This is a genomic window from Actinosynnema sp. NPDC002837, from assembly GCF_040295345.1.
GTDB lineage: Bacteria > Actinomycetota > Actinomycetes > Mycobacteriales > Pseudonocardiaceae > Actinosynnema.
Genome location: NZ_JBEOVG010000067.1, coordinates 1 through 26,081, shown reverse-complemented (window position 1 = coordinate 26,081; position 26,081 = coordinate 1). Strand labels below are relative to the sequence as shown.

The 26,081-nt window shown below is 70.8% G+C and carries 23 protein-coding genes; 11 read left to right on the top strand and 12 right to left on the bottom strand.

The window, feature by feature from the left end; translation table 11 throughout:
* Window positions 1–52 precede the first annotated feature (52 nt).
* Together ABTZ99_RS32725 and ABTZ99_RS32720 are read left to right on the top strand one after the other, a co-directional pair.
* On the top strand, window positions 53–862 hold the full coding sequence (locus ABTZ99_RS32725; protein ID WP_499616769.1) for a hypothetical protein: 810 nt from the start codon (window positions 53–55) through the stop codon (window positions 860–862).
* Complete coding sequence (locus ABTZ99_RS32720; protein ID WP_499616766.1) at window positions 859–2,586, top strand: serine/threonine-protein kinase; 1,728 nt, start codon at window positions 859–861, stop codon at window positions 2,584–2,586. Before ABTZ99_RS32725 ends, ABTZ99_RS32720 begins: the two co-directional genes overlap by 4 nt.
* Window positions 2,587–3,418: 832 nt before the next feature.
* On the opposite strand, the gene ABTZ99_RS32715 is transcribed toward ABTZ99_RS32720, so the two are convergent.
* From ABTZ99_RS32715 to tkt, 7 genes are all read right to left on the bottom strand, one after another.
* Window positions 3,419–4,717 (bottom strand): sensor histidine kinase, encoded by a 1,299-nt coding sequence (locus tag ABTZ99_RS32715; RefSeq protein ID WP_498779792.1) that lies wholly within the window; start codon window positions 4,715–4,717, stop codon window positions 3,419–3,421.
* Window positions 4,718–4,939: 222 nt separating this feature from the next.
* Window positions 4,940–5,707, bottom strand: a complete 768-nt coding sequence (pgl, locus tag ABTZ99_RS32710; RefSeq protein ID WP_498779791.1) for a 6-phosphogluconolactonase — start codon at window positions 5,705–5,707, stop codon at window positions 4,940–4,942.
* A complete protein-coding gene (gene opcA / locus ABTZ99_RS32705) occupies window positions 5,704–6,963 on the bottom strand; it encodes a glucose-6-phosphate dehydrogenase assembly protein OpcA (RefSeq protein WP_499616763.1) in 1,260 nt (419 codons plus the stop codon). The genes pgl and opcA overlap by 4 nt, the downstream gene beginning before the upstream one ends.
* Window positions 6,960–8,501: a glucose-6-phosphate dehydrogenase gene (gene zwf, locus ABTZ99_RS32700; RefSeq protein ID WP_498779788.1), complete on the bottom strand. Its 1,542-nt coding sequence runs from the start codon at window positions 8,499–8,501 to the stop codon at window positions 6,960–6,962. The genes opcA and zwf overlap by 4 nt, the downstream gene beginning before the upstream one ends.
* The gene (locus ABTZ99_RS32695) at window positions 8,498–10,114 is read right to left on the bottom strand and encodes a phosphoglucose isomerase-related protein (RefSeq protein WP_498779786.1); all 1,617 of its coding nucleotides are present in this window, start codon (window positions 10,112–10,114) and stop codon (window positions 8,498–8,500) included. Before ABTZ99_RS32695 ends, zwf begins: the two co-directional genes overlap by 4 nt.
* Before the next feature lie 25 nt (window positions 10,115–10,139).
* The gene (gene tal, locus ABTZ99_RS32690; RefSeq protein WP_498779784.1) at window positions 10,140–11,252 is read right to left on the bottom strand and encodes a transaldolase; all 1,113 of its coding nucleotides are present in this window, start codon (window positions 11,250–11,252) and stop codon (window positions 10,140–10,142) included.
* 23 nt (window positions 11,253–11,275) lie between these two features.
* Window positions 11,276–13,366: a transketolase gene (gene tkt / locus ABTZ99_RS32685; protein ID WP_499616759.1), complete on the bottom strand. Its 2,091-nt coding sequence runs from the start codon at window positions 13,364–13,366 to the stop codon at window positions 11,276–11,278.
* A gap of 255 nt (window positions 13,367–13,621) precedes the next feature.
* Here tkt and ABTZ99_RS32680 point away from each other — a divergent pair, with 255 nt between their 5' ends.
* The 5 genes from ABTZ99_RS32680 to ABTZ99_RS32660 all read left to right on the top strand — a co-directional run bounded on the left by ABTZ99_RS32680 (window position 13,622) and on the right by ABTZ99_RS32660 (window position 17,962).
* Window positions 13,622–14,545, top strand: coding sequence for a heme o synthase (locus tag ABTZ99_RS32680; RefSeq protein WP_498779782.1), 924 nt, complete (start codon window positions 13,622–13,624; stop codon window positions 14,543–14,545).
* A gap of 342 nt (window positions 14,546–14,887) precedes the next feature.
* Window positions 14,888–16,297 (top strand): AAA family ATPase, encoded by a 1,410-nt coding sequence (locus ABTZ99_RS32675; RefSeq protein WP_499616756.1) that lies wholly within the window; start codon window positions 14,888–14,890, stop codon window positions 16,295–16,297.
* Window positions 16,294–16,956, top strand: coding sequence for a hypothetical protein (locus ABTZ99_RS32670; protein WP_499616753.1), 663 nt, complete (start codon window positions 16,294–16,296; stop codon window positions 16,954–16,956). The genes ABTZ99_RS32675 and ABTZ99_RS32670 overlap by 4 nt, the downstream gene beginning before the upstream one ends.
* A gap of 9 nt (window positions 16,957–16,965) precedes the next feature.
* Complete coding sequence (locus ABTZ99_RS32665) at window positions 16,966–17,112, top strand: hypothetical protein (RefSeq protein ID WP_499616751.1); 147 nt, start codon at window positions 16,966–16,968, stop codon at window positions 17,110–17,112.
* Between the two features lie 46 nt (window positions 17,113–17,158).
* The gene (locus ABTZ99_RS32660) at window positions 17,159–17,962 is read left to right on the top strand and encodes a hypothetical protein (RefSeq protein WP_499616748.1); all 804 of its coding nucleotides are present in this window, start codon (window positions 17,159–17,161) and stop codon (window positions 17,960–17,962) included.
* Here ABTZ99_RS32660 and ABTZ99_RS32655 read toward each other — a convergent pair.
* From ABTZ99_RS32655 to ABTZ99_RS32645, 3 genes are read right to left on the bottom strand one after another with little or no spacing between them, the layout of a single operon-like run.
* Complete coding sequence (locus ABTZ99_RS32655) at window positions 17,959–18,609, bottom strand: HD domain-containing protein (RefSeq protein ID WP_499616746.1); 651 nt, start codon at window positions 18,607–18,609, stop codon at window positions 17,959–17,961. The genes ABTZ99_RS32660 and ABTZ99_RS32655 overlap by 4 nt on opposite strands.
* 59 nt (window positions 18,610–18,668) lie before the next feature.
* Window positions 18,669–19,316: a hypothetical protein gene (locus tag ABTZ99_RS32650; protein WP_499616743.1), complete on the bottom strand. Its 648-nt coding sequence runs from the start codon at window positions 19,314–19,316 to the stop codon at window positions 18,669–18,671.
* 6 nt (window positions 19,317–19,322) lie between these two features.
* The gene (locus ABTZ99_RS32645) at window positions 19,323–20,330 is read right to left on the bottom strand and encodes a hypothetical protein (RefSeq protein ID WP_498779775.1); all 1,008 of its coding nucleotides are present in this window, start codon (window positions 20,328–20,330) and stop codon (window positions 19,323–19,325) included.
* Window positions 20,331–20,551: 221 nt separating this feature from the next.
* Here ABTZ99_RS32645 and ABTZ99_RS32640 point away from each other — a divergent pair, with 221 nt between their 5' ends.
* Window positions 20,552–21,142 (top strand): FKBP-type peptidyl-prolyl cis-trans isomerase, encoded by a 591-nt coding sequence (locus ABTZ99_RS32640; RefSeq protein WP_498779773.1) that lies wholly within the window; start codon window positions 20,552–20,554, stop codon window positions 21,140–21,142.
* A gap of 99 nt (window positions 21,143–21,241) precedes the next feature.
* On the opposite strand, the gene ABTZ99_RS32635 is transcribed toward ABTZ99_RS32640, so the two are convergent.
* Together ABTZ99_RS32635 and ABTZ99_RS32630 are read right to left on the bottom strand one after the other, a co-directional pair.
* Window positions 21,242–22,213: a quinone oxidoreductase family protein gene (locus tag ABTZ99_RS32635; protein WP_498779771.1), complete on the bottom strand. Its 972-nt coding sequence runs from the start codon at window positions 22,211–22,213 to the stop codon at window positions 21,242–21,244.
* A gap of 96 nt (window positions 22,214–22,309) precedes the next feature.
* A complete protein-coding gene (locus tag ABTZ99_RS32630; RefSeq protein ID WP_498779770.1) occupies window positions 22,310–23,932 on the bottom strand; it encodes a DUF885 domain-containing protein in 1,623 nt (540 codons plus the stop codon).
* 108 nt (window positions 23,933–24,040) lie between these two features.
* Here ABTZ99_RS32630 and ABTZ99_RS32625 point away from each other — a divergent pair, with 108 nt between their 5' ends.
* Genes ABTZ99_RS32625 through ABTZ99_RS32615 form a run of 3 tightly spaced genes read left to right on the top strand, consistent with a single transcriptional unit; the run spans window position 24,041 to window position 26,037 of the window.
* The gene (locus tag ABTZ99_RS32625) at window positions 24,041–24,841 is read left to right on the top strand and encodes a nucleotidyltransferase domain-containing protein (protein WP_498779769.1); all 801 of its coding nucleotides are present in this window, start codon (window positions 24,041–24,043) and stop codon (window positions 24,839–24,841) included.
* A 60-nt stretch (window positions 24,842–24,901) separates the two neighbouring features.
* The gene (locus ABTZ99_RS32620; protein WP_498779768.1) at window positions 24,902–25,189 is read left to right on the top strand and encodes a hypothetical protein; all 288 of its coding nucleotides are present in this window, start codon (window positions 24,902–24,904) and stop codon (window positions 25,187–25,189) included.
* Entirely contained in the window at window positions 25,186–26,037 is an 852-nt protein-coding gene (locus tag ABTZ99_RS32615; protein WP_498779766.1) for an ATP-grasp domain-containing protein, read from the top strand. The genes ABTZ99_RS32620 and ABTZ99_RS32615 overlap by 4 nt, the downstream gene beginning before the upstream one ends.
* The last annotated feature ends 44 nt before the right edge of the window (window positions 26,038–26,081 follow it).

Sequence of the window (26,081 nt, the reverse complement as noted above, 5' to 3'; positions counted from 1 at the left end):
CGATCGCATGCCGACTCCCGGACCAGTCCGCGACCCCCGATGAGGTGCCCTTGTGAGACGCATTATGAGCAGCGTCGGTTTACTGCTCCTGTGCGGGATCTTCCTCGGCGTCGCCCCGGCCCACGCCGCCGGGGACGCGGTCACCATCGACGCCACGGTGGACGGCACACCGGTCGGCGAGGACGAGTTGCTGCTCGACCCGTCCCGCTCCTCCCTGATCTCCGTGACCGTCCACAACGGAACCGACACGGTCCGGCACATCAAGACGATCCGGCTGTCCGGCACGGCGCTGGCGCTGACGTTCTTCTCCTACGACACGACCGTGCCGTTCGACGTGCCCGCCAAGGAGAGCGTCACGCGCGGGTTCGTGCTCGACCTCGGGCAGCTCGGCGGCCAGGCGACCGGCCTGCTGCCGACCGAGCTGGAAGTGCTCGACACCAACCGCGACGTGCTCGCGTCGATCGGCATGACCGGTGACGTGCGCGGGTCGCTGTGGTCGGTCTACGGGGTGTTCGGGCTGGCCTTGTTCGGGCTGACCCTGCTGGCGTGGGCGGGCGCGCTGTTCGCGCTGGCCCGCCGGCGGCTGCCCGCGAACCGGTGGCAGCGGGCGATGCGGTTCCTGCCCGCCGGCGTCGGCACCGGGCTCGTCGCGGTGATCTCGCTGTCCGTGCTGCGGATCATGGCGCCGTCACCGGCCGCGGAGATCCCGTTCGTGCTGGGCGCGGCGGCGGTCGCGTTCGCCCTGGGCTACCTGACACCGCACCCGGACGCGGACGACCTGGCCCCGGTCGGTCCGGGCGGTCCGATCGACCCGGAGAGCACGCAGCGCATCACGCGGCCGTTGCCGGGCGGTGCGGCGTGACGGTGTCGGCGAACGTCGTCGCGGCGCTGCCGCAGTACGAGCTCGGCGCGGAGGTCGGGCGCGGCGGGATGGGGGTCGTGTACGCGGCCGTGCACCGGCCGTTGGGGCGGGCGGTGGCGGTGAAGCGGCTGCCCGGTGTGCTCGCGTCGGACGAGCGGATGAGCGCCCGGTTCGCGCACGAGGCGCGGCTGCTGGCGCGGCTCGACCACCCGCACATCGTGCCCGTGTACGACTACGTCCAGGACCGCGGCGAGCACCTGCTGGTGATGGAGAAGCTCGACGGTGGCACCGTGTGGTCGAAGTTCACCGGTTCGGGTGTCACGCCCGCTTCGTCGTGCGCCATCGGTCTGGCGATGCTGTCCGGTCTGCACGCGGCGCACGGGGCCGGGGTGCTGCACCTGGACGTGAAGCCGAAGAACCTGCTCTTCACCGCCGGTGGGGTCCTCAAGGTCGCCGATTTCGGGATCTCGCAGGTGGTGAGCGAGGGTGCGACGCTCGTGACGCACGGCGGGCAGGTGCTCGGCACGCCCGCGTACCTGTCGCCGGAACAGGCGCTGGGCAACCCGCTCAGCCCGGCGGCCGACGTCTACGGTGCGGCGACGGTGCTGTACGAGCTGCTCAGCGGCCGGCTGCCGTTCGACAGCGGTGGTGGGGCGTTGGCGATGATCCAGCGTCACGTCTACCAGCAGCCCCGCCCCCTGATCGAGGTACCTGATCCACTCGCCCGGGTGATCATGCGGGGGATCGAACGCGACCCGCAGGCCCGGTACCGCAACGCGGAGACGTTCGCGGTGGACCTGGCGGGCGCGGCGGCGGAGGTCTTCGGCCGGGACTGGCTGCTGCGCCTCGGCGAACCGGTCCACCTGAGCCCGCAGGTCGCCGCCGCGAGCACTCGTCCCGCGACCGGTTCCGCCGTGCCGCGGGAGACCCTCGACATGCCCGTTCGGGCGACGCTCGTGGACGCCCCGTCGACCCCCGCGCGGCTGGGCTCGCAGACCCTCGTCCCGGCCGCGCAGGTCCTGGCCGCCACCGCCGCCCCGAAGCCCGCCCGCTGGTTCGCGCTGACCGCCGCCCTCGCCGCGGCCGTGATGATCACCATCCCGTTCGCCCTGCCGGGCCGCGCCCTGCCCGCCCTCGACGTCGACCTGAGCAAGCCGGTCACCGTGGGCCAAGGCAACCCGGCGACCGCGCGCCTCGCCGTGACGGCGGTCGGCATCACCCTGGCCGACGTCCCCGCCTCCCCACCCGCCCCCGCCTCCACGTCCTCCTCCGAACCCGCCTCCACGTCCTCCTCCGAACCCGCCTCCACCCCCTCCTCGCCTGCCACCTCACTGGCGTTCGAGCTGCCGGGCGCGAGCCGGTGGATCGTGGGCGGCGCCGCCGTGGCCACGGTGACGGCCGACGGCCAGTCCACCGACTACTCCCTCCGACCGGTCACGCACCCGATGATCAGCATCATGGGCGCGGGGAGCGCGGTGCTGCTGCTGTTCGCGCTCGCGTACCTGGAGTCGATCCTGCGGTCCCTGCGGCGGGGTCGGGCGGGGACGGCGGCGGTGGTCGCGTCTGCGCCGTTGGGCTTCGCTCTCGGCGTGGCCGTGTGGCTCCTGCCGTCCGTGCTGCTGCGCCACACGCCTGACTTGTGGCCGGCGCTCGTGTGCGGCGGGCTGGGCGTGGCGGCGGCACTGTGCACGGCCGTAGCCACCCGACGGTCAGCTCTCCGCTGACGGCTACGCGCACGGTCAGCCCACCACTCTGGTGGCCGCACGCACGGCCAGCCCTCGACTCTGCTGCTGGCCGCGTACGGCCAGCCCTTCGCGCCGACGGCCACATGCACGGCCAGCTCTCCGCGCCGACGGCCACATGCACGGCCAGCTCTCCGCGCCGACGGCCGTGTGCGCCGACCGGCTGCACGTGCGCCACTGGCCGCTGCTACCACTCGACCGGTGCCGGCATGCGATCGCTGCCAGCGCCGACATCTGCCAGCGCCGACATCTGCCAGCGCCGACATCTGCCAGCGCCGACATCTGCCACCGGCGGCCGCTGGCACCGACAGGCTTCGGGTCAGGCGGCTGTCTGGGCGGCGGGCGCAGGTTCGGGCGGGTGTGTGCGGGCGCTCGATGCCTGCGAGTGTGGCGGCAGGCTGATCGTGCGGCGGGCGGTCGTGGGTTGCCGGTGAGCCGGTGTTCGGGCAGCGCTGCCGGCAGCTGTGCGGCGGCAAGCGTGATGCCCGGCGGGCCATCGGGTGCCGACTGCTGGCGGCGGTGGGTGAGGTGGGGTGGGGGTTGGGTGTTGCTTCGGTGCGGTTTCTTCTTGGGTGGCTCCTTCCTCGTGTTCCTTACCTCGTGCTCCCTCCTCGGGCTCCTTCGTCGTGCTCGTGCTCCGTTGTCCGTCGTCCGTCCGCTGCTCGCGGCGCGCTCCCCTCCTGTGCGCCGCGAGGTCCGGACGGGCCGGGGGTTGGTCGGCGGCCTCGTTGTTTCAACCGACGTTCGAGATCGACGATAACAGTGTTTCGTTTGATGATTCCAGAATGATCACCCATTAGCGTGACGGGCGGAATCAGGGCTTGAGGGTCCTGACCAGGGGAAACGTCACCCTCACCGTGAAGCCGCCGCTGTCCGTCGGCCCCGCCTCCAGCTCACCGTTCAACAACGCCGCACGCTCCCTCAGCCCCACCAACCCATGACCACCGCTGGGCAACGCCGCCCCGTCCACCGACCCGACCGCACCCTCCGGCGCCTCGTTGCGCACCTCCACGCGCAGCTGATCGGCATCGGCCACCACCGACACGGCCGTCGCCGCACCGCACGCGTGCTTCCGCACGTTCGTCAACGCCTCCTGCACCACCCGGTACGCCGCGCCCGACACCGGAGCCGGCAGATCGGCCATCGGGCCCCGCACGGTCAACGTCGCCGGAATCCCCGCCGCACCCACCAGCTGCGCCAAATCCTCGACCCGGGGCTGCGGCGAGTCCTCGCCGCTCGTCGTCCGCAGCACGCTGACCAGCTGCCGCAGCTCGTCCAACGTCCTCGTGCTCAACATCCGGATCGTCCCGGCGACCTGCTTCGCGTTCGGGTCGGCCGCCGCCATCCGCAGCGCACCCGCCTGCATCGCGATCAAGCTCACCTGGTGCGACACGACGTCGTGCATCTCCCGCGCCAACCTGGCCCGCTCGTCCGCCCGCACCGCGTGCGCGTGCAGCATCCGCTCCCGCTCCCGGCTCGCGGCCAGCTCGGCGATCCGCGCCGACAACTCCTCCCGCGCGTGCGCCAGCAACCCGATCGCGATCGGCATCCCCGCCACGATGCACCCGTAGATGGCGTTGTGGACGTGCGTCTTCCAGTCCAACGCCGCGAACTCGGCCGGCGGCCACACGAAGAACCGGCTCAGCCACACCAGCGCCGCGCCGATGTAGGTCTGCTTCGACAGCAGCTGCTGCCGCGCCAACGTCCCCAGCGCGATCATCGCCGCCAACTGCGCCCACCCGGCCAGGAACCCGGGCACGGTGATCAGCACGACCAGGAACGGGAACCGCCGGCGCAGCGCCACCGCCGCCACCGACACGACCGACAGCACGTAGTTGTACGGCTCGGCCTCGGGCACGACCCGCAGCCACACGTCCAGCGCCGCGATGCCGACGGCCGCCGCGTCGAACGCGAGCTGCCGGTGCCGGCCGAGCACGCGGGAGAGGAACCGCCCGAGCGCCCCGAGGCGGGCAGCACGCCGCACCCGCTCGGTCGCGACGCCGTTGACCCGACCGCTCGGCAGTCTTTCGACAGCGTTGCCGGCCAGGGTTCGACCTCCTGTGTCAGCTGTCCGCCGGTCCTCACCGTACTGCGCTGTCATCACGCTTGGCATGACCCGCCTTTCCGCCCCCGACCCGCTCGAACGACCCGCTCACCCTTCGAGATGCTGTGATTACCCGAACGGGACGCCCGACGCCGCACAAAATTGCGAGCGCGAACGTCCGGTGAGCGGACAACGTGCGTGAAGACGGCCCGCGAGTGCGCCAAATCACCCCGAGAACGCCGCTGCCGCCGTCGCCCGGAACGGACGACGGCGGCAGCGGAGGGGGTGGGTTCAGGCCGACGGCGGGGTGGTCGGCGCCTTCGCGGCGGCGGCCGTGTCGAGCAGCCACAGCGTGCGCTGCCGACCACGGGCGCCCGCGGCCGGCAGTTGGGCTTCGTCGGCGCCGGTCAGGCCGAGGGCCACGGCCTCGCCCTTCGCCGCACCCGTCGTCATCAGCCACACCTCGCGCGCCGCGCGGATGGCGGGCAGGGTGAGGCTCACCCGGGTCGGCGGCGGCTTGGGGCAGTCGCGCACCGCGACGACGGCGCGCTCCCGCTCCACCACCGCGGGCGACTCCGGGAAGATGGACGCCACGTGCCCCTCCTCCCCGACACCGAGCAGGCACACGTCGAACGACGGCACGGCACCGTCCGGGCCCGCCGCGGCGGCGAGCACGGCGGCGTACGCCTCGGCGGCGGCCTCCGGATCGTCGCCGAACCGCCCGTCGGACGGCTCCATCACGTGCACGCGCGAAGCCGGCACCGGCACGTGGTCCAGCAACGCCTCCCGCGCCTGCGTCTCGTTGCGGTCGGGGTGCCCGGCGGGCAGGAACCGCTCGTCGCCCCAGTACAGGTCGACCCGGGTCCAGTCCACCGCGTCGCGGGCGGGCGTGGTGCGCAGCTGCTCCAGCACCGCGATGCCGGTCCGGCCGCCGGTCAGCACCAACGACGCCGACCCGCGCGCGGTCTGCGCGTCCACCAGGCTGGTGACCAGGCGGGCGGCCGCGGCGGCGGCCAGCAGGTCGCCGTCACGGTGCACCACCACCTCGGGCCGGCTCACGAGCCCGCCTTCGCCTTCGCCGCCTTGGGCGCGGCCTTCGCGGCGGCCTTGGGAGCGGCCTTGCCACCGGAGGACTTCGGCGCCGCGGTCTTGGCGGCGGCGGTCTTCGCCGGCGCCTTCGCGGGCCTGCCGTCCACCTTGCCGTCCACCTTCGAGCCCGCCTTCGAGTCCGCCGAAGCCGCGACCTCCGCCGAAGCGCCGGCGGGCCGGGTGTCGGCCCCCGCGCCCGGACCGCCGTCCGACTTCGCCTTGGCGGCCCCGGACGCGGGACCGGACGCGGCCCCGGACCCGGCCCGCGCGGGCTTGCGCGCCGCGGCGGTGGCCTTCGGCGCGGTCCGACCGCGCACGACCTTGCCCAGCGACCGCAACGCCGCCTCGTACACCTCGTCCGGGTCGAGCCGGCGCAGCTCCTCGGCCAGGCAGTCCCGCACCTGGCGGCGCTGCAGCGCGACCCGCCGCTCCGGCTGGCCGGGCTGGGTCAGCGTGCCCACCTTGCCGTCCGGGCGCGACAGCTCGACCAGCCCGGACCGGCGCTCCAGCCGCACGTCGACGATGCCCTCGCCGCGACTGGCCTTCACCCGCTTCACCGGCACCCGCAGGCACCCGGCGAGCCACGCGGCCAGCAGGTCGGTCGACGGCGAGTCGCTCTCGCCGCTCACCTCGGCCTCGGTGACCTTCTCGTGCGGCGGCAGGTCGAACGCCGACGCGAGCATCGCCCGCCACAGCGTCAGCCGCGTCCACGCCAGGTCCGTGTCGCCGGGCCGGTAGCCCGTCCGGCGCTGCTCCAACGCCCGGATCGGGTTCTTCTCCGCCGCCGCGTCGGTGATCCGGCGCTGCGCGAGCTGCCCGATGGGGTCCTCGGCGGGCACGGCGGGCGCCTCGTTCGGCCACCACGCCACCACCGGGGTGTCCGGCAGCAGCAGCGGCACGACGCACGAAGCGCCCTCGTTGGCCAGCTCGCCGTACAGGCGCAGCACGATGACCTCGGACGCGCCCGCGTCACCGCCGACGCGGATCTGCGCGTCGAGCCGGGGCGCGGCCTTGCGCGCGCCGCGCGCCACCACGATCACCCGGCAGGGGTGCTCGCGGCTGGCGTCGTTGGCCGCGTCGATGGCGTCCTCGGTCTTGGTGCCGTCGTCGGTCACGATGACCAGCGTCAGCACCCGGCCGAGGGTGACCGCGCCGCCTTCCTCGCGCAGCCGCACGAGCTTGGTGTTGACCTGCGACGTGGTGGTCGAGGGCAGGTCGATGATCACGGACGCCTCCAGTGCCTGCCGGTGCGGGCCAGCATCTCGTCCGCCGACGCCGGTCCCCAGGTGCCTGCCTTGTACTTCTCCGGCGCGCCGGTGGCGCTCCAGTGCTTGATCACGGGGTCCAGGATCTCCCAGGACAGCTCGACCTCGTCGTTCTTCGGGAACAGCGACGGCTCGCCGAGCAGCACGTCCAGCAGCAGCCGCTCGTAGGCCTCCGGCGAGGACTCGGTGAACGCGTGGCCGTAGCCGAAGTCCATCGTGACGTCGCGGACCTCCATCGAGTTGCCCGGCACCTTGGAGCCGAACCGGATGGTCACGCCCTCGTCCGGCTGCACGCGCACCACCAGGGCGTTCTGCCCCAGCTCCTCGGTGGCGGTGTCGTCGAACGGCAGGTGCGGCGCGCGCTTGAACACCACGGCCACCTCGGTGACGCGGCGGCCGAGGCGCTTGCCGGTGCGCAGGTAGAACGGCACGCCCGCCCAGCGGCGGGTGTTCACCTCGCAGGTGATGGCCGCGTAGGTCTCGGTGACCGAGTCCTTCGCGAACCCGCCTTCCTCCAGCAGCCCGAGCACCTTCTGCCCGCCCTGCCAGCCACCGGTGTACTGGCCGCGGGCGGTGGTCTCGTCGAACGGCCCGATCGAGCGGGTCGCCGAGAGCACCTTGACCTTCTCCGCGCGCAGGTCGCTCGGCCGGAACGACACCGGCTCCTCCATCGCGGTCAGCGCGAGCAGCTGGAGCAGGTGGTTCTGGATCACGTCCCGGGCCGCGCCGATGCCGTCGTAGTAGCCCGCGCGACCGCCGAGGCCGATGTCCTCGGCCATGGTGATCTGCACGTGGTCGACGTAGTTGGCGTTCCAGATGGGCTCGTAGAGCTGGTTGGCGAAGCGCAGCGCCAGGATGTTCTGCACCGTCTCCTTGCCGAGGTAGTGGTCGATGCGGAACACCGACTCCTCGGGGAAGACGTCGTTGACGGTCTTGTTGAGCTGCTTGGCGCTGGCCAGGTCGTGGCCGAACGGCTTCTCGATGACCACCCGGCGCCACTGGTCGGGGCTGTCGGTCGGCGGCGTGGCCAGGCCCGCGCGCTTGAGCTGGTTGACCACCGTGGTGAACGCGCTGGGCGGCACCGACAGGTAGAACGCGTGGTTGCCGCCCGTGCCGCGCTCCCGGTCCAGGTCGGCGAGCGTCGCGGCGAGCGAGTCGAACGCCGCGTCGTCGTCGAAGGTGCCCTGCACGAACCGGATGCCCTCGGCGAGCTGGTTCCAGACCTCCTGCCGGAACGGCGTGCGTGCGTGCTCCTTGACGGCGTCGTGCACGACCTGCATGAAGTCCTGGTCGGCCCAGTCGCGGCGGGCGAAGCCGACGAGCGCGAAGCCCGGCGGCAGCAGGCCGCGGTTGGCCAGGTCGTAGATGGCGGGCATGAGCTTCTTGCGCGACAGGTCGCCCGTCACGCCGAAGATCACCAGGCCGGACGGCCCGGCGATGCGCGGGAGCCGCTTGTCCCGCGGGTCGCGCAACGGGTTGCGCTTGGTCGGCGCACTCACGAACCGTCCTCCTGGATTGCCTCGACGAGCTGCGCGAGCCCGGCGACGCGGTCGGTCAGGTGCAGCCGCAGCACCGGGCGCCCGCGCTCGGCGAGCACCTGGCCGTCGCCCAGCGCCTGGGCCAGCTGCAACGTGCTGAGGTCGTACGGCCGGTCCGGCACGTCCAGCTTCGTCTCGGACTCGCCGGTCAGCTGCAGGAACACGCCGTTCTGGTGACCGCCCTTGTGGTACTGGCCGGTCGAGTGCAGGAACCGCGGTCCCCACCCGAAGGTGGTCTGCAGGTGTGAACGCTGCGCCAACTCCGGGCGAACGAGGGCGAACGACGCGTCGTCGACCCGGTCGAGGTAGGCCTGCACGGACAGGTAGCCGTGCTCGGGCGCGGCGGCGACCAGCGCCTTCAGCGCCTCGGCGACCGTCTTCACGTCCGCCGGCAGCCAGCCCTCGCTGGGGTAGGCCTCGATCGGACCGTCCACGAAGGCCGGCTCGACCGTCGACGCGGCGGGGGAGTCCAGCAGGGACCGGGCCGCCTTCTTCGCCGCCTCCACGTCGGGCTGGTCGAACGGGTTGATCTCCAGCACCCGGCCCACCAGCGCGGTCGCGTACTCCCACACCAGGAACTGCGCGCCGAGCGAGCCCTCGACCGACAGCGTGGACGAGCCGGTGGCCGGTCCGATCGCGACGGTCGTGGCGTCGGAGCGGGCGTCCACGAAACCGGGCGCGCCCGGGCCCTCGACCACCACGGGCAGCAGGCCGGTGCCGTTCTTGCCGGTCGACTCGGCGATCAGCTGCTCAGCCCAGTCGCCGAACCCGGCGATGCCCGAGCCGGTGTCGGCGAGCACGACCTTCTCCGCGCCGTGCGCGTGCGCCACCGCGAACGTCGCCGCCAGCACCACCGCCGGGTTGTCCGGCGAGTCGGCCGACACCAGCGGCGCGGCGGAGGCGGCCTCGTCGAGCAGCTTGCCGACGTCCGCCCCCGCCAGCCCGGAGGGCACCAGGCCGAACGCGGTCAGCGCCGAGTACCGGCCGCCGACGTGCGGGTCGGCCAGGAACACCTTGCGGTAGCCCGCTTCCCGCGACGCCGCCTCCAGCGGCGAGCCCGGGTCGGTCACCACGACGATCCGCGACGCCGCGTCGATGCCCGCCGCGGCGAACGCGGCCTCGAAGATCCGCCGGTGGCTGTCGGTCTCCACGGTGCCGCCCGACTTGGACGACACCACCACGACCGTGCGCTTCAGGTCGCCCGCGAGCGCCTCGGCCACCTGGCCGGGGTCGGTGGTGTCGAGCACCACCAGCGGCACGCCTGCCGTGCCCGTGATCACCTCGGGCGCGAGCGACGAGCCGCCCATGCCGGCGAGGACCACGCGGTCCACGCCTTCGGCGAGCAGCTCGTCGCGCAACGCGGTGATCTCCGCGACCAGCGGGCGGGACGTCTCGTGCAGCGTCGTCCACGCCAGGCGGATCGACGCCTCGGGCTCCGCGTCGGCGCCCCACAGGGTGGCGTCCCCCGCGGTGAGCCTGCTCGGAGCCGAATCCCGGACCAGGTCGCCCACGACGGTGTCGACCTGGTTCTGGTTCGGCGTGCGGACGATCTCCACGGAGATCACCTCGGTCATGTCAGTCCTGTCCCGTTCTCGGCTCTCAGGCCTTGGCCTGGTTCAGCTGTCCGGTCACCGTGTCGAGCAGTTCGGCCCACGACTTCTCGAACTTGTCGACGCCCTCGGTCTCCAGCACGACGAACACGTCGTCCAGGTCGATGCCGACCTCGACCAGCCCGTCGAAGACCTCCTGCGCCTGCGCCGCGCGGCCGGTGACCGCGTCGCCCTCGATCTTGCCGTGGTCGGCGACCGCGTGCAGGGTCTTCTCCGGCATCGTGTTGACCGTGTCGGCCACCACGAGCTGGTCCACGTACCGGGTGTCGGAGTACTGCGGGTCCTTCACGCCGGTGGACGCCCACAGCGGACGCTGCGCGCGGGCGCCCGCGGCGGCCAGCGCCTCCCAGCGCTCGCCGCGGAACGTCTCCTCGTACGCCGCGTAGGCCAGCACCGCGTTCGCGATGGCCGCCTTGCCGCGCAGCGCGGCCGCCGCCGGGGTGTCCAGCGCGTCGAGCCGCTTGTCGATCTCGCTGTCCACCCGGGACACGAAGAACGACGCCACGGAGTGGATGCCGCGCAGATCGTGCCCGTTGGCCTTGGCCTGCTCCAGGCCCGCGACGAACGCCTCCATCACGTGCCGGTAGCGCTCCACGGAGAAGATCAGCGTCACGTTCACGCTGATGCCCTCGGCGAGCACCCGGGTGATCGCGGGCAGGCCCTCGACCGTGGCCGGGATCTTCACCAGCAGGTTCGGCCGGTCGACGGCCTTGGCCAGGTCGAGCGCCTCGGCGACGGTGGCCTCGGTGTCGTTGGCCAGCCGCGGGTCGACCTCGATCGACACGCGGCCGTCGACGCCGTCGGTGGCGGTGTAAATGTCGCGGAACAGGTCGCACGCGTTGCGCACGTCCGTGGTGGTGATCTCGCGGACGGCGGCGTCGGTGTCGGCGCCGCGCGCAGCCAGCTCGCGTACCTGCTCGTCGTAGGCCGAGCCCTTGGACAGGGCGGCGGCGAAGATCGTCGGGTTGGTGGTCACGCCCACCACGTGCCGCTCGGCGACCAGGCCGGCGAGGTTGCCGGAGTCCAGCCGCTCGCGGGACAGGTCGTCCAGCCAGATCGACACGCCCGCGTCGCTGAGCGCGGCCAGCGGATTGGTGCTCATCTCGTCAACTCCCCTGAAGTCTCTTACTTGGTCCGGGCCAGCGAGCGGCGGGCCGCCGCGACGACGTTCTCCGTCGTGAACCCGAACTCGCGGAACAGCGTCTGGTAGTCCGCCGAGGCGCCGAAGTGCTCGATGGACACGATCTCGCCGGTGTCGCCCGCGAACCGGTGCCACGGCTGGGCGATGCCCGCCTCGACCACCACGCGCGCCTTCACCGACGACGGCAGCACCTGCTCCTGGTAGCTCTTGTCCTGCGCGTCGAACCACTCGACGCTCGGCATGGACACCACCCGGGTGGCGACGCCCTCGGCCTCGAAGACCTTGCGGGCCTCGACCGCGATCTGCAGCTCCGAGCCGGTCGCGATGAGGATCAGCTCCGGCTCGCCGTCGCCCTCCAGCACGTAGCCGCCGCGCGCGACGCCCTCGGCGGCCCTCTCCTTGGTGCCCTTGAGCACGGGGATGTTCTGGCGGGTCAGCGCCAGCCCCACCGGGCCGGTCTGCTCCAGCGTCGCCTTCCAGGCGGCGGCGGTCTCGTTCGCGTCACCGGGCCGCAGCACGGCGAGGCCCGGGATGGCGCGCAGCGCCGCGAGGTGCTCGATCGGCTGGTGCGTCGGACCGTCCTCGCCCAGGCCGATGGAGTCGTGCGTCCAGACGTACGTGACCGCGGCCTGCATGATCGCGGCCAACCGGACGGCCGGGCGCATGTAGTCGCTGAACACCAGGAACGTGCCGCCGTACGGGCGGGTCGGGCCGTGCAGCGCGATGCCGTTGAGGATCGAGCCCATGGCGTGCTCGCGGACACCGAAGTGCAGCGTGCGGCCGTACGGGTTGGCCGACCACATCTTGGTGGAGATCGTCTCGGGGCCGAAGGAGTCCGCGCCCTTGATCGTGGTCAGGTTGGACTCGGCCAGGTCGGCCGAGCCGCCCCACAGCTCCGGCAGCACCGGGCCGAGGGCGGACAGCACCTGGCCGGACGCCTTGCGGGTAGGCACGCCCTTGGCGTCGGGCTCCCACGACGGCAGCGCGTCCGCCCAGCCCTCCGGCAGCCGGCGGGCGACCAGGCGGTCCAGCAGCGCCTTGCGCTCCGGGTTCGCCTGCGCCCACGCGTCGAACGACTTCTGCCACTCGGACTTGGCGGCCTCGCCGCGCTTGACCACCGAACGCGTGTGCTCCAGCACCTCGTCGGAGACCTCGAACGTCTGCTCCGGGTCGAAGCCCAGGATGCGCTTGACCTCGGCGACCTCGTCCGCGCCCAGGGCCGCGCCGTGCGCCGCGCCGGTGTTCTGCTTGTTCGGCGCCGGGAAGCCGATGATCGTGCGCAGCAGGATGAACGACGGGCGCTCGGTCTCCGCCTTGGCGTTCTCCAGGGCCTCGAGGATGCCCGTCACGTTCTCGCCGCCCTCGACGACCTGCACGTGCCAGCCGTAGGCCTCGTAGCGCTTCGCGGTGTCCTCGGACAGCGCGATCGTCGTGTCGTCCTCGATCGAGATCTTGTTGTCGTCGTAGATCACGGTCAGGTTGCCCAGCTTCTGGGTGCCCGCCAGCGACGACGCCTCGGACGTGACGCCCTCCTCGATGTCGCCGTCGGAGGCGATCACGAAGATGTGGTGGTCGAACGGGCTCTCGCCGACCGGCGCGTCCGGGTCGTACAGGCCGCGCTCGCGGCGGGCGGCCATCGCCATGCCGACCGCGTTCGCCAGGCCCTGGCCCAGCGGGCCGGTCGTGGTCTCGACGCCGCGCGTGTGGCCGACCTCGGGGTGGCCCGGGGTCTGCGAGCCCCACGTGCGCAGCGCCTTGAGGTCGTCCAGCTCCAGGCCGTAGCCGTTGAGGAACAGCTGGACGTACAGCGTCAGGCTGGAGTGGCCCGCGCTGAGCACGAACCGGTCGCGGCCGATCCAGTCGGCGTCGGCCGGGTCGTGCCGCATGACCCGCTGGAACAGCGTGTACGCGAGCGGCGCGAGGCTCATGGCGGTGCCGGGGTGGCCGTTGCCGACCTTCTGCACGGCGTCCGCGGCCAGGACGCGGGCGGTGTCCACCGCGCGCCTGTCCAGGTCGGTCCAATCTTCGGGCAGGTGGGCTTCGGTCAACCGGGCGATGTCATCGGTGACGGACACTGACTTCCAGCTCCAAACTCACTAGGCGGCGGTTGTGACGGCCGGCGTGAACTTAATCGATCCCGTCAGGCCCGATCCGCGGCTACCAAGGTCCGCCGGCCAGCCTAGTCCGACGAACGGACGCACGTGCCACTCACGCTCTGTGGGTGTACGCACAGGCATGGCTGGTGCGTTCAGGGAGTACCCGAAGGGGCTGCTCGGGCAACGCGCGGTTACCATCTGTCCATCCCCTGACCTGACGAGGAGCGCGACGCCATGAGTGCCGTCACCGAGGCTCCGGCGCGGTCGCCCCGGCAGGTCGTCGGCGCGTACGTCGCGCTGACCAAGCCACGGGTGATCGAGCTGCTGCTGATCACCACCATCCCGGCGATGCTCCTGGCCGCCCGCGGCCTGCCGCCGCTGTGGCTGATCGCGTGCACCCTGGCGGGCGGCACCCTGGCCGCGGGCTCGGCGAACGCGCTGAACTGCTACGTCGACGCCGACATCGACTCGGTGATGAAGCGGACCAGCGCCCGGCCGCTGGCGAAGGACGCCATCCCGCCGCGCAACGCGCTGATCTTCGGCATCGTGCTGGGCGTCGTGTCGTTCGGGTTCCTGTGGCTGACCACGAACCTCATGTCGGCCGTGTTCGCGGTGGCCACGATCCTGTTCTACATCTTCGTCTACACCCTGGTGCTCAAGCGCCGGACCTCGCAGAACATCATCTGGGGCGGCATGGCCGGCTGCATGCCGGTGATCATCGGCTGGTCCGCGGTGACCGGCACGGTGGCGTGGCCCGCGCTGGTGATGTTCGGCGTGATCTTCTTCTGGACGCCGCCGCACACGTGGGCGCTCGCGATGAAGTTCAAGGAGGACTACGCGCGGGCCGGCGTGCCGATGCTGCCGGTGGTGGCGACGGCGCAGCAGGTCACGCGCCAGATCGTCATCTACTCGTGGATCACGGTCGCGTGCACGCTGCTGCTGGCGCCGGTGACGTCGTGGATCTACGTCGCGATCGCGGCGGCGTCGGGCGTGTGGTTCGCGGTGTTCGCCCACCGGCTGCACGGCGTCGTGCGGCGCGGCGGGTCGACGAACACGATGAAGTTCTTCCACCTGTCGAACCTGTACCTGATGCTCGTGTTCTGCGGCCTGGCCGTGGACGCGGTGATCGGCCTGCCGGTCCTCGGCTGGCCGTTCTAGGGCGGGTGTGCGGTTTCGTGTGATGCGGTTAGGCCACCTGACCGGCATGTCCATGCCGAGTGATGGCAGAATCTTCCGCCACGGAACCCTTGTGACAGGACGATCGGCCAGTGGGCAGATGATGCAGCTCGGACGTACCAGGCGGTGTCGACGCCACCCCTGCCGGGTTGGCAAGCCCGCTGCTCATGGTGAGGACTGCCGGTACCTCGTACGTCCGACGTCGACCACGGGCGTTCGTGGATTTGCGGCTCAAGGCGTGCCGCACGTGGAGCATCGAGGACGTCCACGGACAGTACGACTACTTCGCGATCACGTGCCAAGCTTCGCCGCTGGAGGTCGTAGGTGCTCACCAAGCTTGAGGTAGACGGGTTCAAGAACCTGGTTGACGTGAAGATTGAGTTTGGGCCATTCACGTGCATTGCAGGTGAGAACGGGACAGGTAAGTCAAACGTTTTCGACGCCATTCATTTCTTGAGTCTGCTGGCGGAGCGCTCACTTCTTGATGCTGCTCAAGAGGTCCGGGGGATCCACGGCGAGCGAACGGGTGACCCCCGTGATCTATTTTGGAACGGCTACGGGGCCGCGAACCCGAAACTCAGGTTCGCTGCAGAGATGATCGTTCCAGGTCAGGTGGAAGACGATTTCGGTCGACCGGCTGAGCCGACAATTACTTTTCTGAGGTACGAGCTCTCTCTCGGCTATCAGGCTCCCAAAGGCTCAGAAAAAATTGGCCGACTGACGCTGCTCGAAGAATCACTTCAGCATATAAACCTTGGTGATGCGCCGAAGCGTCTGCGTTTCCCGCACAACGCGGGACGGTTTCGCCGGGCAATTCTCAAGGGTCATCGGAGCGGAAAAGCCTTCATCTCCACGACGATGGACAGTGGTCAGCCGGTGATTCGTATCCACCAGGACGGTGGTAGTCGTGGCCAGCCCAAGCCTTCGGCTGCGTATCGTGCGCCGGCGACCGTGGTTAGCACCGTGACGAGCGCCGATGATCCGACGATTCTCGCTGCCCGTCGCGAGATGCAGTCCTGGCGTAGACTCGCTCTCGAACCGTCTGCACTCCGGACGTCCGATCGTTACGTGGACCCGCGGGCTATGGACGCAAATGGTCGGCACCTTCCAGGCACCCTGTTCAGGGTTGCGCTAGGTGACGAGTCGACAGATCCGGAAAGTGTGTACGCTCGTGTCACTGGGCGGCTCGCTGATCTCGCAGGTGTCCGGGTGCGTAGCTTGCGTGTGCAAGAGGACGACGCCCGGGAGTTGCTGACGATCCAATTGCGAGAGGCAAGCGGTCTGGAACTCCCGGCACGCAGCTTGTCTGAAGGGACACTTAGGTTCCTTGCTCTGTGTGTTCTGCTGGAAGATCCGACTGTGGTCGGGTTGATCTGCATGGAAGAGCCAGAGAACGGTATTCATCCAGCCAACTTGGGCGCCATGGTTCGCCTGGTCGAGGATCTTGCGGTTGACCCCGCCGTCGAGCCAGGGCTGGACAACCCATTCCGGCAGGTCGTTATTAATACGCATTCTCCGGGTATCGTGCAACTGGTTGATCCGAACGATCTCCTGTTCGCCGACACGGCAATCCGCACGGCATCAGACGGCTCGAAAGCGCATGCGCTAAGGCTGCGCCCCATGGAGAACACTTGGCGAGCCAAGCATGATAATGAGATTCCGGTCACCAAGCTCGACGTCCTGCCCTACCTGACCACGCCCCCAGGAGTGCAGACCAGCATGGAGATCATGTGACTCTCAGCGTCCTGTTTCTCGGCGAAGGAACCAGCGATAGCGGTATTGTGCCGCAGGTAGAGCTTTGTGCCGCACGCCTCGGCATTGAGGTTGCCATCACGGACCCAGACCTTGGTCGACTACCGAATCCTCCAGGGAAGTCTGTTGTCGAAAAGCTGAGGGCCTCGTTGTTGATCGGTGGTCACTACGACCTCGTGATCGTACACCGGGACGCCGATAGGGATGGGCGCGAAGCTCGATTGCGTGAAATTTCGATCGCCTTCAATGATGCTGCGCCGGATATCCTGTTCACCTCCGTGATCCCGATCAGGATGACGGAAGCGTGGCTGCTTACAAATGAATATGAGATCCGGACGGTCGCCGGTAACCCCAGAGGGCGGACGGGGCTGAACCTTCCTAGCCCTGCTCGAGTCGAGTCTGTAGCTGATCCGAAGAAACTCCTGAAGGAGGTGTTGGGAGTTGCATCTGGGCTCACTGGCAGGAAGCTGGCGAAGTTTCATGATCGCTTCTCGCAGCATCGGCGTCAGTTGCTCGAGCGTTTGGATCCAGATGGTCCCATTCAAGAGGTGTCGTCGTGGCGGAATTTCATGACGGATCTTGAAAGCGGATTGATTGCGGCAGTCGACAAGAACGTTGACAACGCGGTGCGTCGTCCGTGATGTCGAAGTGTGGCGTTGTCGATCCACCGCATGGTGGCGCGCGGCGCGGCTGTTCGCAGGCTCTTCCACCTGTCGAACCTGTACCTGATGCTCGTGTTCTGCGGCCTGGCCGTGGACGCGGTGATCGGCCTGCCGGTCCTCGGCTGGCCGTTCTGAGCTTGATGCACTTTCCGCATATTTGCGGATAGCTAGCCTGATCGACATGGCTGTGCAGGGGGATGGGTCGCCACCCGATCGGGGCACGTTCGACAAGGCGACAGTCGATCGCTGGCAGGTGTTCGGCGGCATGGCTGGCGTCGCCGCGCTGCTGCTCTCGGTGGTCGGCGGCATCCAGGACCAGGTCCCGTTGTCGCTGGTGGCGGCCGGTGTCGTCACCCTCGTCGGTGTCTGGCTGCTCTACCGGTGGGGCCGTCGTCCTCGGCAGCAGCTGACCAAGCACTTCGTGGTGCCGGTGCTGCTGACCGTGGTGGGCGCCGCCACGGGCGGTGTGCTCGGCGGCCTGGAACTGCGCCCCACCCCGGGCACCGCCCAACCCGGCGCGACGACGACCACGACCACCACTTCCTCCGAAGCCGCCACCGACGACGCCACCACGACCCGCGCCGCGGCAGGGCCGACCACGACCGCGACCTCCGCCGCCCCGGTCGGAACGACGGACGGGGTGTTCCGGTCCGGCCCGGTGAAGCTCACCTCCGGTTACTACATCGACCTCGACTTCAAGGGCGACAACGGCGGGGTGACCGAGAAGGACTCGCCCAAGAGCGACCTCCAGTACATCTCCGGGCTCTACGCGGACAAGATCGCCGCCGTCGCCGCCCCGCCCTCCCTCGCGGACTGCAGGGCCGCGACGGCGCTGGACACCTACATCGACTCCAAGGCGGTGCAGGAAGGATCGGCCTTCTGTGTGCAGACGTCGGAGGGGCGCTGGGCAGGCCTGGTCGTGAAGGCGGTCGAGGACTACAAGCTCCTGGATTTCGACCTGGTCGTGTGGGACAAGCAGCCCTAGGACACCGCCGACAGCAGCTCGTTCACCGTCGGGTCGTCCAGCGACTCCACGATGCACGACCACAGCTCCAGGTTCGCCGTGGCCCACCTGGAGTAGGTGGCCGCCGCCTCCGGGTCGTAGAAGTAGTAGCCCTCGTCGTGCTTGCCCCGCTGCTCGCCGACGATCTTGTGCGCCAGCTCCCTGAGCGAGATGCCGTTCTCCTCGAGGTACTTGGGCGCGAGCACCACCGGCGTCACCGGCAGCGCCTTGAACAGCGTGTCCGCGTCGGACAGCGCCTGCGCCTCGAGCGGGATGTCGCGGTGGCGGGTGCGCATCTCGGCCTCCTCGACCACCGCGTCGACCCGCGCCGCGACCTCGTCCGGCACGCCCGCGCGCGCCAGGATGTCCAGCCGCAGCTTCCTGCCGTCCACCGGCAGCGAGTTCCGCCGGACCATGTAGTTGACGTCGTGGACGAGGGCGGCCACCTCGACCAGCGACACGTCCGAGCCGTTGCGCCGGGCGAAGTGGACGGCCTTGTCCCGCACGAAGCTGACGTGGTGCCAGCCGTGGAACTGCAGTTTCGCGGCGAGGTCGCGGCACAGCCGCCACACCTCGCCCTCCACCTCGGAGATCGCCCGCGCCGTGACCGCGTTCGTGACCGTACTCATTGGACCCTCCCGTGCCGGGTGGGCCGATGGTAGGGGCGCGCGAAGATCGTTGGCGCGGGTTAGAGGTTGTTCGTCAGGACCTCCAACCTAGCCTCGACCGGCACGTGCCGGTGGCTGGTCCGGGTGTCGGGGTCGTAGCTGAGGCTCCACGGGCTGACCGCGCGCGACTTGACCAGGAACGTCATGGTGTCGTCGGCGGCCTTCGGGATGCGGTGGAACTCGTGCGCGAGCATCGTGCCCGAGGAGCCCTCGTGGGCCTCGGCGCTGCGCAGCAGGGTGGTGGACACGATCTGCCGGCCTTCGTCGGCCAGGTCCGCGGTGAAGCGCTCGTGCAGGTAGGAGCCCGACACGATGGTGGTGCAGAAGTGGTAGCGGTGGTTGTGGATCGAGTCGGCGTAGCCCGGTCGCCAGTCCCGCTGCGGCTTGTACTCGTGCAGCCAGAACGTGAACGGCTCGGCCGGCTCGTCCCGCAGGCACCACGCGAAGTGGGTCGTCGTCTCGCGGGATCTGGCCACCACGCGCATCTCGTCCTGCGGTGAGAGGGCGCGCAGGTGCCCGCGCAGCCTCTCCCGCAGGCCGGGTCGGCCCGCCCACTCCTGGAAACGCCTCTCGACGTGTCCCCAGTGGTCGACGACAGGGGGGTCGGCCACGGCGATGAGCGTGGCGAGCTCCGCGAGGGCGGAGAACCCGGTGAACTCGGTGAGCACGACTTATCAGCTCCCCAGCTGAGCGGAGGCGGAGAATTCTTTGCGGAATCGGTGGAACTTCTCCTCGAGCGATCGGAACCCGTCGTCGGTGAGCGGGTCGCCGGTGATCTTCTCGAACAGGGCGAGGAAGTCCGCCCGACTGGTGCCCGGCGTGATGACGATGTGGAGCCCTGCCTTGGAATTGCTGATGCGCAGGAACTCGGCGCGTTCCATCCCGTAGATGAACGAGCCCTCCGAGAACCGGACCGTGCGCGGGTAGAGCCGGATCACGCCCGCGCTGGTGTTGCTGTAGAGGGTGAGCCAGACGCTGTCGTCGAAGAGCTCCAGTCGGTCCAACGGCGGGTCGGACACGATCGTCAGGTCGATCCGCGAGCACCGGCCGCGGGCCAGGAACAGCCCCACCAGGCCGATGGAGATCTGCTCGCGCAACCGCGCCGCGATCGCGTCGTAGTCGCCGTCCACGCCCTCGTTGCGCAGCAGGTAACGCGCCCGCCCGCGGATCGCGTCGTCGTCCCGCGGATCGGCCAGGACGGCTCTGAGCTCGCACTCCGTCTGCGACAGCAGCAGCCGGCCGGCCGCGTAGCGCCCCGCGAAGCCGCGGAACACGTACAGCCGCGTGCGCTCCAGGTCCTGCATCATGACCTGGTTGAAGGCCGGATCGGGCCGTGCGGTCGGCTCGAACACGTGAGTGGGGAAGAACTCGCGGTCCAGGGCCCGGTACTCGGCGGCGAGGTCGCGCAGCGCCCGGCGGCTCTCCTCCACGACCGGCGTGACCAACGCCCGTTGCGCGGCCGAACTGGTGATCAACGTCTGCCCGAACCCGACCACGGCGGAGATCAACGTGCCGGTGCCGACCGACGTGAGGAACGTGCGCAGGGCTCCTTGATCCATCGTGCTGGAAATGGCCAGAGCGCTGCCGGAAGTGACGACTAGGCTGAGCAGGAGCAGCCCTGTTCTGGTCCAGAACAATTCCTGTAACAGGTTGCTGCGGATGCCCTTCGGCTCCGCGGACACGGTGTCACCTCCTTGGTGGGCACTCGAACGGCCGAATGCTCTCGGTATGCGATCAAGTGCGCGGAGTTACTGTACGCGCGAGTACGCAACGGCGGAAGCGGTAATTAGTGGCACATTTGCGGATTGTTTCGAAGATCGACGACCGCGCACCGTGATCGGCGTTGGGCCTGCCGGTGGGGCCGCGGCGCGCCGCGCGGGCGTGAACCCTAAGCTCGGCAACCATGCGTACTGTCGGCCGTACGGCCCTGGCTCTCGTCTCCCTGTTGTCCGCCGGTCTGGCGCTGACCGCGTGCACCGCTAGCGACCGGCCGTCCACCCTCACCAACACCCCGCCCGCGACCGCCGCCCAGCCCGAGGCGCAGCAGCCCACCGAGGCCGACTTGCCCGAGCCGAGCGGCCCGCCGTGCGCGGTGGCGCAGTACCAGGTGACCGGCGCGCCGGGGGAGAAGCCGACGATCACCGTCCCGACCGGCTGCACGCCGCAGGACGGCCTGCTGGTCGAGGACCTGACCGAGGGCACCGGCGCGGAGATCAAGCCCGGCTCCACGGCGCAGCTGCACTACGTGCTGGCGACGTTCCGCGACCAGCGCACGCGCGAGTCGTCGTGGGACAACGGCGAGCCGTTCGAGCTGGCGAACATCGGCCAGGCCAACGTGATCCAGGGCTGGAACGAGGGCCTGATCGGGCTCAAGGAGGGTGGTCGCCGGCTGCTCGTCGTGCCGTCGGACAAGGGTTACCCGAACGGCAAGGACGACATCCAGCCCGGCGAGACGCTGATCTTCGTGGTCGACGCGGTGAAGGTCGCCGGCTGAGCGGCGCCCGCCGGGAGCGGCGGAAGGGCGGTCCCGCGTCGGGGCCGCCCTTCCGCGCGTCCGGGCCAGGCGCCGACCGGCACGCGGCGCCCGCCGAGGTCAGGGCAGGAGCAGCAGCTTGCCGGTGGTGCGGCGGGCTTCCAGGTCCTCGTGCGCCCGCCGTGCCTCGGCCAGCGGGTAGCGCCCGCCGATCCGCACGGTCAGCGCACCCTCCACGATGGCGGCGAACAGCTCACCGGCCCGCCACTCCAGCTCCTCGCGGGTGGCCACGTGCGCGCCCAGCGACGGCCGGGTCAGGAACAGCGAACCCGCCTGGTTGAGCCGCTGGGGGTCGAACGGCGGCACCGCGCCGCTCGACGCGCCGAACAGCGCCAGCATGCCGCGCGGCCGCAGGCTGGCCAGGCTCCCGTCGAACGTCGTCCGGCCGACGCCGTCGTAGACCGCCTCGACGCCCACGCCATCGGTCAGCCTCCGCACCTCGGGCGCGAAGTCCACCAGGTCGTACCTGATCACCTCGTCGGCGCCGGCCTCGCGCGCCAACGCCTCCTTGGCCTCGGTGGACACGGTGCCGATCACGCGCGCGCCCCGCGCCTTGGCCAACTGCACCAGCAGCAGCCCCACACCGCCCGCGGCGGCGTGCACGAGCACCGTGTCGCCCTTCTGCACGGGGTACGTGGACGCGACGAGGTAGTGCGCGGTCAGGCCTTGGAGCAGCAGCGCGCCCGCCGTGTCGTCGTCCACCCCTTCGGGCACCGGCACCGCGTCCTTGACCGACACCACGGCCTGCTCCGCGTAGCTGCCGAGGGACTGCGCCCAGGCCACGCGGTCTCCCACCGCGAACCCGGCGACGTCCGGACCGACCGCGCTCACCCGGCCGGCGCCCTCCAGCCCCGGCCCGAACGGCAGGGACAGCGGGTAGCGGCCCTCGCGGTGGTAGCAGTCGATGAAGTTCACCCCGGCGGCGGCCACGTCCACGAGCAGCTCGCCCGCGCCGGGCGAGGGCGCCTCCACGTCGGCGAGCTCCAGCGCTTCCGGCCCGCCGGTCGCGCGCACCACCACTGCCTTGGGCATCGTGCGTCCTCCTGATTGCTCTGTTCGTACGTCAGTACGCCAACCGCCGCGGCGGTCGGTCTGTTCCGCGTCCCGCCGCCGACCCGGCGGAGCGTCTCACCTGCCGAGAGCGACCTTGCGGGCCAGGCCGAGCGGCAACGCGCCCGCGCCCGCGATGGTGTCGTGGAACTCGCGCAACGAGCCGGTGAACTCGGACCGGATGCGCTCGATCTCCAACGCGCCGGTCAGGTACGACGGGGCCTGCGTCGGCCACGCGCAGTACCGGCTGACCTCGCCGGCGGCCGTGCCGGGCGTCAGCGACGCCTTCGTCGTCATGAACTCCTCGGCCTGCTCGACGGTCATGTCGCCGCAGTGCAGCGCGGTGTCCACGATCATCCGCGCGGCGCGGAACAACCGCGCCTCGACGTGCGCCAGCTCCTGCGCCCGAGCCCTGGCCGCGTCGCCGACCACCTCGGCGGTGAAGTAGCCCTGCTCGCGCAGCAGCTTCTCCGCGTACAGCGCCCAGCCCTCGGAGAAGTACGGCGTGCGGAACACCTTGCGCACCGGCCGGTCCTGCGCGGCCAGCCACGACAGGTGCCAGTGGTGGCCGGGGTACGCCTCGTGCACCGCGATCGTGGCCAGCTGGGCCCGGGAGTTGGTGCGCAGCCGCTGGGTGGTCTGCTCGGCGGTGAACCCGTCCGGTGGGAACGGCACGAAGAAGTGGCCCGTCCGCCGGTCGGTCAGCGGCGGCGGCGACATGTAGGACGCCACCGACAGGACCGGGCGCTGGAACGTGGGCGACGGCACGACCCGGCACTCCTCGCCCTCGGCGAACGTCACCAGGCCGTGCTCGACCAGGAACGCCCGCGCCCGCCGCGTCTCCGCCTCGTACTCGGCGCGCATCGCCTCCGGCGTCGGCGGGTGGTCGTCCTGGAACGACGCCATCACCGCGTGCCAGTCGTCCGACCCGGCCAGCTCGCGCATCTCGGCGTCCAGCTCGGCGTAGGCGGCCTCGCCACGCTGGTGCAGCTCCGCCGCGCCGTAACCCAGCACCTCCTGCTCGCGCAGCAGCGTCGAGTAGAGCCGCTCGCCCATCCGCCAGTCGCCCTCGGCGCGCTCGGCGAAGTCGTCCAGGAACACCGCCAGCTCGTCGAACGCCCGCGCGGCGGGTCCGGCGGCCTCGGCCAGCTCCGCGCGCAGCGCCGGGTCGGACACCTCGGCCGGCAGCGTGGCGGTCAGGAACGCCCGGCCGGTGCGCGCCTGGTCGGCGGCCCGCTTGACGATCTTCGGCGCGGCCAGCCCCGGGTCCAGGTTCGCCCGGCACGCGGCCAGCACGGCGGGCACCTCGCCCAGCCGCTTCACCACGCTCGCCACCAGCTCCGGCTCCGGCCGCAGCCGGTTGAGGAACGCGCTGAACAACGGGTACAGCACCGCGCCGGTGTAGACGGACGGGTCGCGCCGCCACGCGGGCCACGTCGCCTTCGCCCGCACGCCGCGCAGCACGGAGACGATGAGGTCGCGGTCCACCGAGCCCTGGAGGTCGTCGGTAGTGACGGCGGCGAACCGGTCGAGCCACGCGTCCGCGCCGCGTTCGTATTCGGTGAACGCGCCCGCGCTGAAATCGCCGAGGGTGTGGTCGTGGGCGGGTGAGCCGAGCATGGCGGCGGTGCCCGGGTTGCGGTCGAAGTGCCACGCGAGGAACTGTTCGACCAGGTGGGTGAGGTTCTGGGTATCGGTCACGACCCGCAAGCTACCCCGCGACCGCGAGGTCCGGGAGGCGCTGGAAATCCCCTTGGGCTTTGCCTGTTGACGCCATAAGTTCCTCGCGTCCGGACAGGGGGAATGGTCGTGAAGCACAACAACCCGGAATTCGCCGAGATCGCCCGGCGCGCCACGATCCTGCGCACGCAGGTGGGTTCGGGCGTGCACGGGACCGCCATCGAGGGCACCGACGACCGCGACGAGATGGGCGTGTGCGTCGAGCCGCCGGAGTTCGTGATCGGGCTGCGCCGCTTCGAGCAGTACATCCACCGCAGCGCCGAGGAGCGCACGGGTGTGCTCAACACCCCGTCCGGCCCCGGCGACTTGGACCTCGTCGTGTACTCGTTGCGGAAGTGGCTGCGCCTGGCGCTGCAGGGCAACCCGACCGTGCTGCTGCCGTTGTTCGCGCCCGAGCACGAGATCGTCTCGGTCACCGACCTGGGACGTGACCTGCGCGCCAACTCGGACATGATCGTGTCCCGGTTGGCGGGCCGGCGGTTCATCGGCTACCTGCACAGCCAGCGCAGGCGCATGGTGGACGGCACGGTGGCCAAGCGCGTCAACCGGCCCGAGCTGGTCGCGCGGCACGGCTACGACACGAAGTACGCCTCGCACATGGTGCGGTTGGGCGTGCAGGGCGTCGAGCTGCTGGAGACCGGCCGGATCACGCTGCCGATGCCGGAGCCGTGGCTGACCTGGATCCGCGACCTGCGCCAGGGCCGGCACACGCAGCAGGAGGCGATGGACGCGGCCGAGTCGCTGGAAGCCCGGTTGGAGGAGCTGACCGCGGAGTCCTCGCTGCCCGAGCGGCCCGACCACGCGCGGGCCGACAAGTGGCTGGTCGAGGCCTACGAGTCGGTGTGGTCGACGGTGTGGTCGTCGTCCTGAGCCGGGCGGTGAGTGCCGTCACGTGCGCGGAAGTTACCGGCAGGTTCTAGTCTGGCCGACGTGGCTGAGGACAAGAAGATCGGGCGCGCGGTGAAGACGGCGACGGCGTTCGTGGCCGCGCACGGGAAGCCGGCCCGCGCGGTCGTGCAGAACGTCGGGCGGGCCGGCGCGCGGGTCGTGCTGGTCGGCGACGACGGCGCCATGGGCGACGTGGTGCTGCCGGACGTGGCGTCGGCGGAGGCGCTGGTCGAGGCCGTCGCCGACCTGGACCGGCACGAGTGGGACCGCGAGACGACGGCCGCGGTGAAGATCGGGCCGGCGCACCGCCGCAAGATGGCCGGCCGGTGAAGGTCCTCTTCGCGACCTGCGACACGCTGCCCGCCGGCGACGGCGACGACGACGCCCTGGTGGACGCCCTCGCCGACGTCGGCGTGCACGCGTCGTGGGCGGCGTGGGGCGCGCCGACGTCGGCCGACCTGGTCGTGCTGCGGTCCACCTGGGACTACCCCGAGCGGCTGCCGGAGTTCCTGGCCTGGTGCGACGCCGAGCCCGCGCTGGTGAACCCGGCGTCGGTGGTGCGGTGGAACACCGACAAGACCTACCTGGTCGAGCTCGCGCGCCACGGCGTGCCGGTCGTGCCGACGGCGGTGGCCGGGCCGGGCTTCACCGACTGGCCGGACGGCGAGTTCGTGGTGAAGCCGACCGTCGGCGCCGGTTCGCGCGGCGCGCTGCGGGTCGCGGCCGGCGACCACGGGACCGCCGCCGCGCACCTGGACGCGCTGGGCGTGCCCGCGCTCGTGCAGCCGTACCAGTCGCGGGTGGACTCCGTCGGCGAGACCGCGATGGTGTTCCTGGGCGGGCAGTACTCGCACGCGTTCACCAAGGGCGCCATGCTCACGCCGGACGCGGAGTTCGACGAGTCCGGCCTCTACATCGTGGAACGGCTGTCCGGCGCGGCGCCCTCACCCGCGCAGCGCCGGGTCGCCGAGGACGTCATGGACGCCGCCGCCGCGCTGATCGGCCTGCGCCGCGACGAGCTCCTGTACTCGCGGGTGGACCTGGTCCCGGGCGTCGACGGCGCGCCGCTGCTGCTGGAGCTGGAGCTGGTCGAGCCCTCGCTCGGGTTCCGCCAGACCGACGCCACCGCCCCGCTCCGGTTCGCCTCCGCGGTCCGGGCGGCCCTCGCCCGGCGGTAGTTCCCGACCTATGACGACGACGAACGCCGGGGCTCGGGTGGCCG

Bases quoted from the DNA above. Each gene is read 5' to 3' on its own strand.
- ABTZ99_RS32715 (WP_498779792.1), bottom strand. From the start codon at position 4,717: ATGCCAAGCGTGATGACAGCGCAGTACGGTGAGGACCGGCGGACAGCT.
- ABTZ99_RS32695 (WP_498779786.1), bottom strand. From the start codon at position 10,114: ATGACCGAGGTGATCTCCGTGGAGATCGTCCGCACGCCGAACCAGAAC.
- tal (WP_498779784.1), bottom strand. From the start codon at position 11,252: ATGAGCACCAATCCGCTGGCCGCGCTCAGCGACGCGGGCGTGTCGATC.
- ABTZ99_RS32680 (WP_498779782.1), top strand. From the start codon at position 13,622: ATGAGTGCCGTCACCGAGGCTCCGGCGCGGTCGCCCCGGCAGGTCGTC.
- ABTZ99_RS32660 (WP_499616748.1), top strand. From the start codon at position 17,159: ATGGCTGTGCAGGGGGATGGGTCGCCACCCGATCGGGGCACGTTCGAC.
- ABTZ99_RS32655 (WP_499616746.1), bottom strand. From the start codon at position 18,609: ATGAGTACGGTCACGAACGCGGTCACGGCGCGGGCGATCTCCGAGGTG.
- ABTZ99_RS32640 (WP_498779773.1), top strand. From the start codon at position 20,552: ATGCGTACTGTCGGCCGTACGGCCCTGGCTCTCGTCTCCCTGTTGTCC.
- ABTZ99_RS32635 (WP_498779771.1), bottom strand. From the start codon at position 22,213: ATGCCCAAGGCAGTGGTGGTGCGCGCGACCGGCGGGCCGGAAGCGCTG.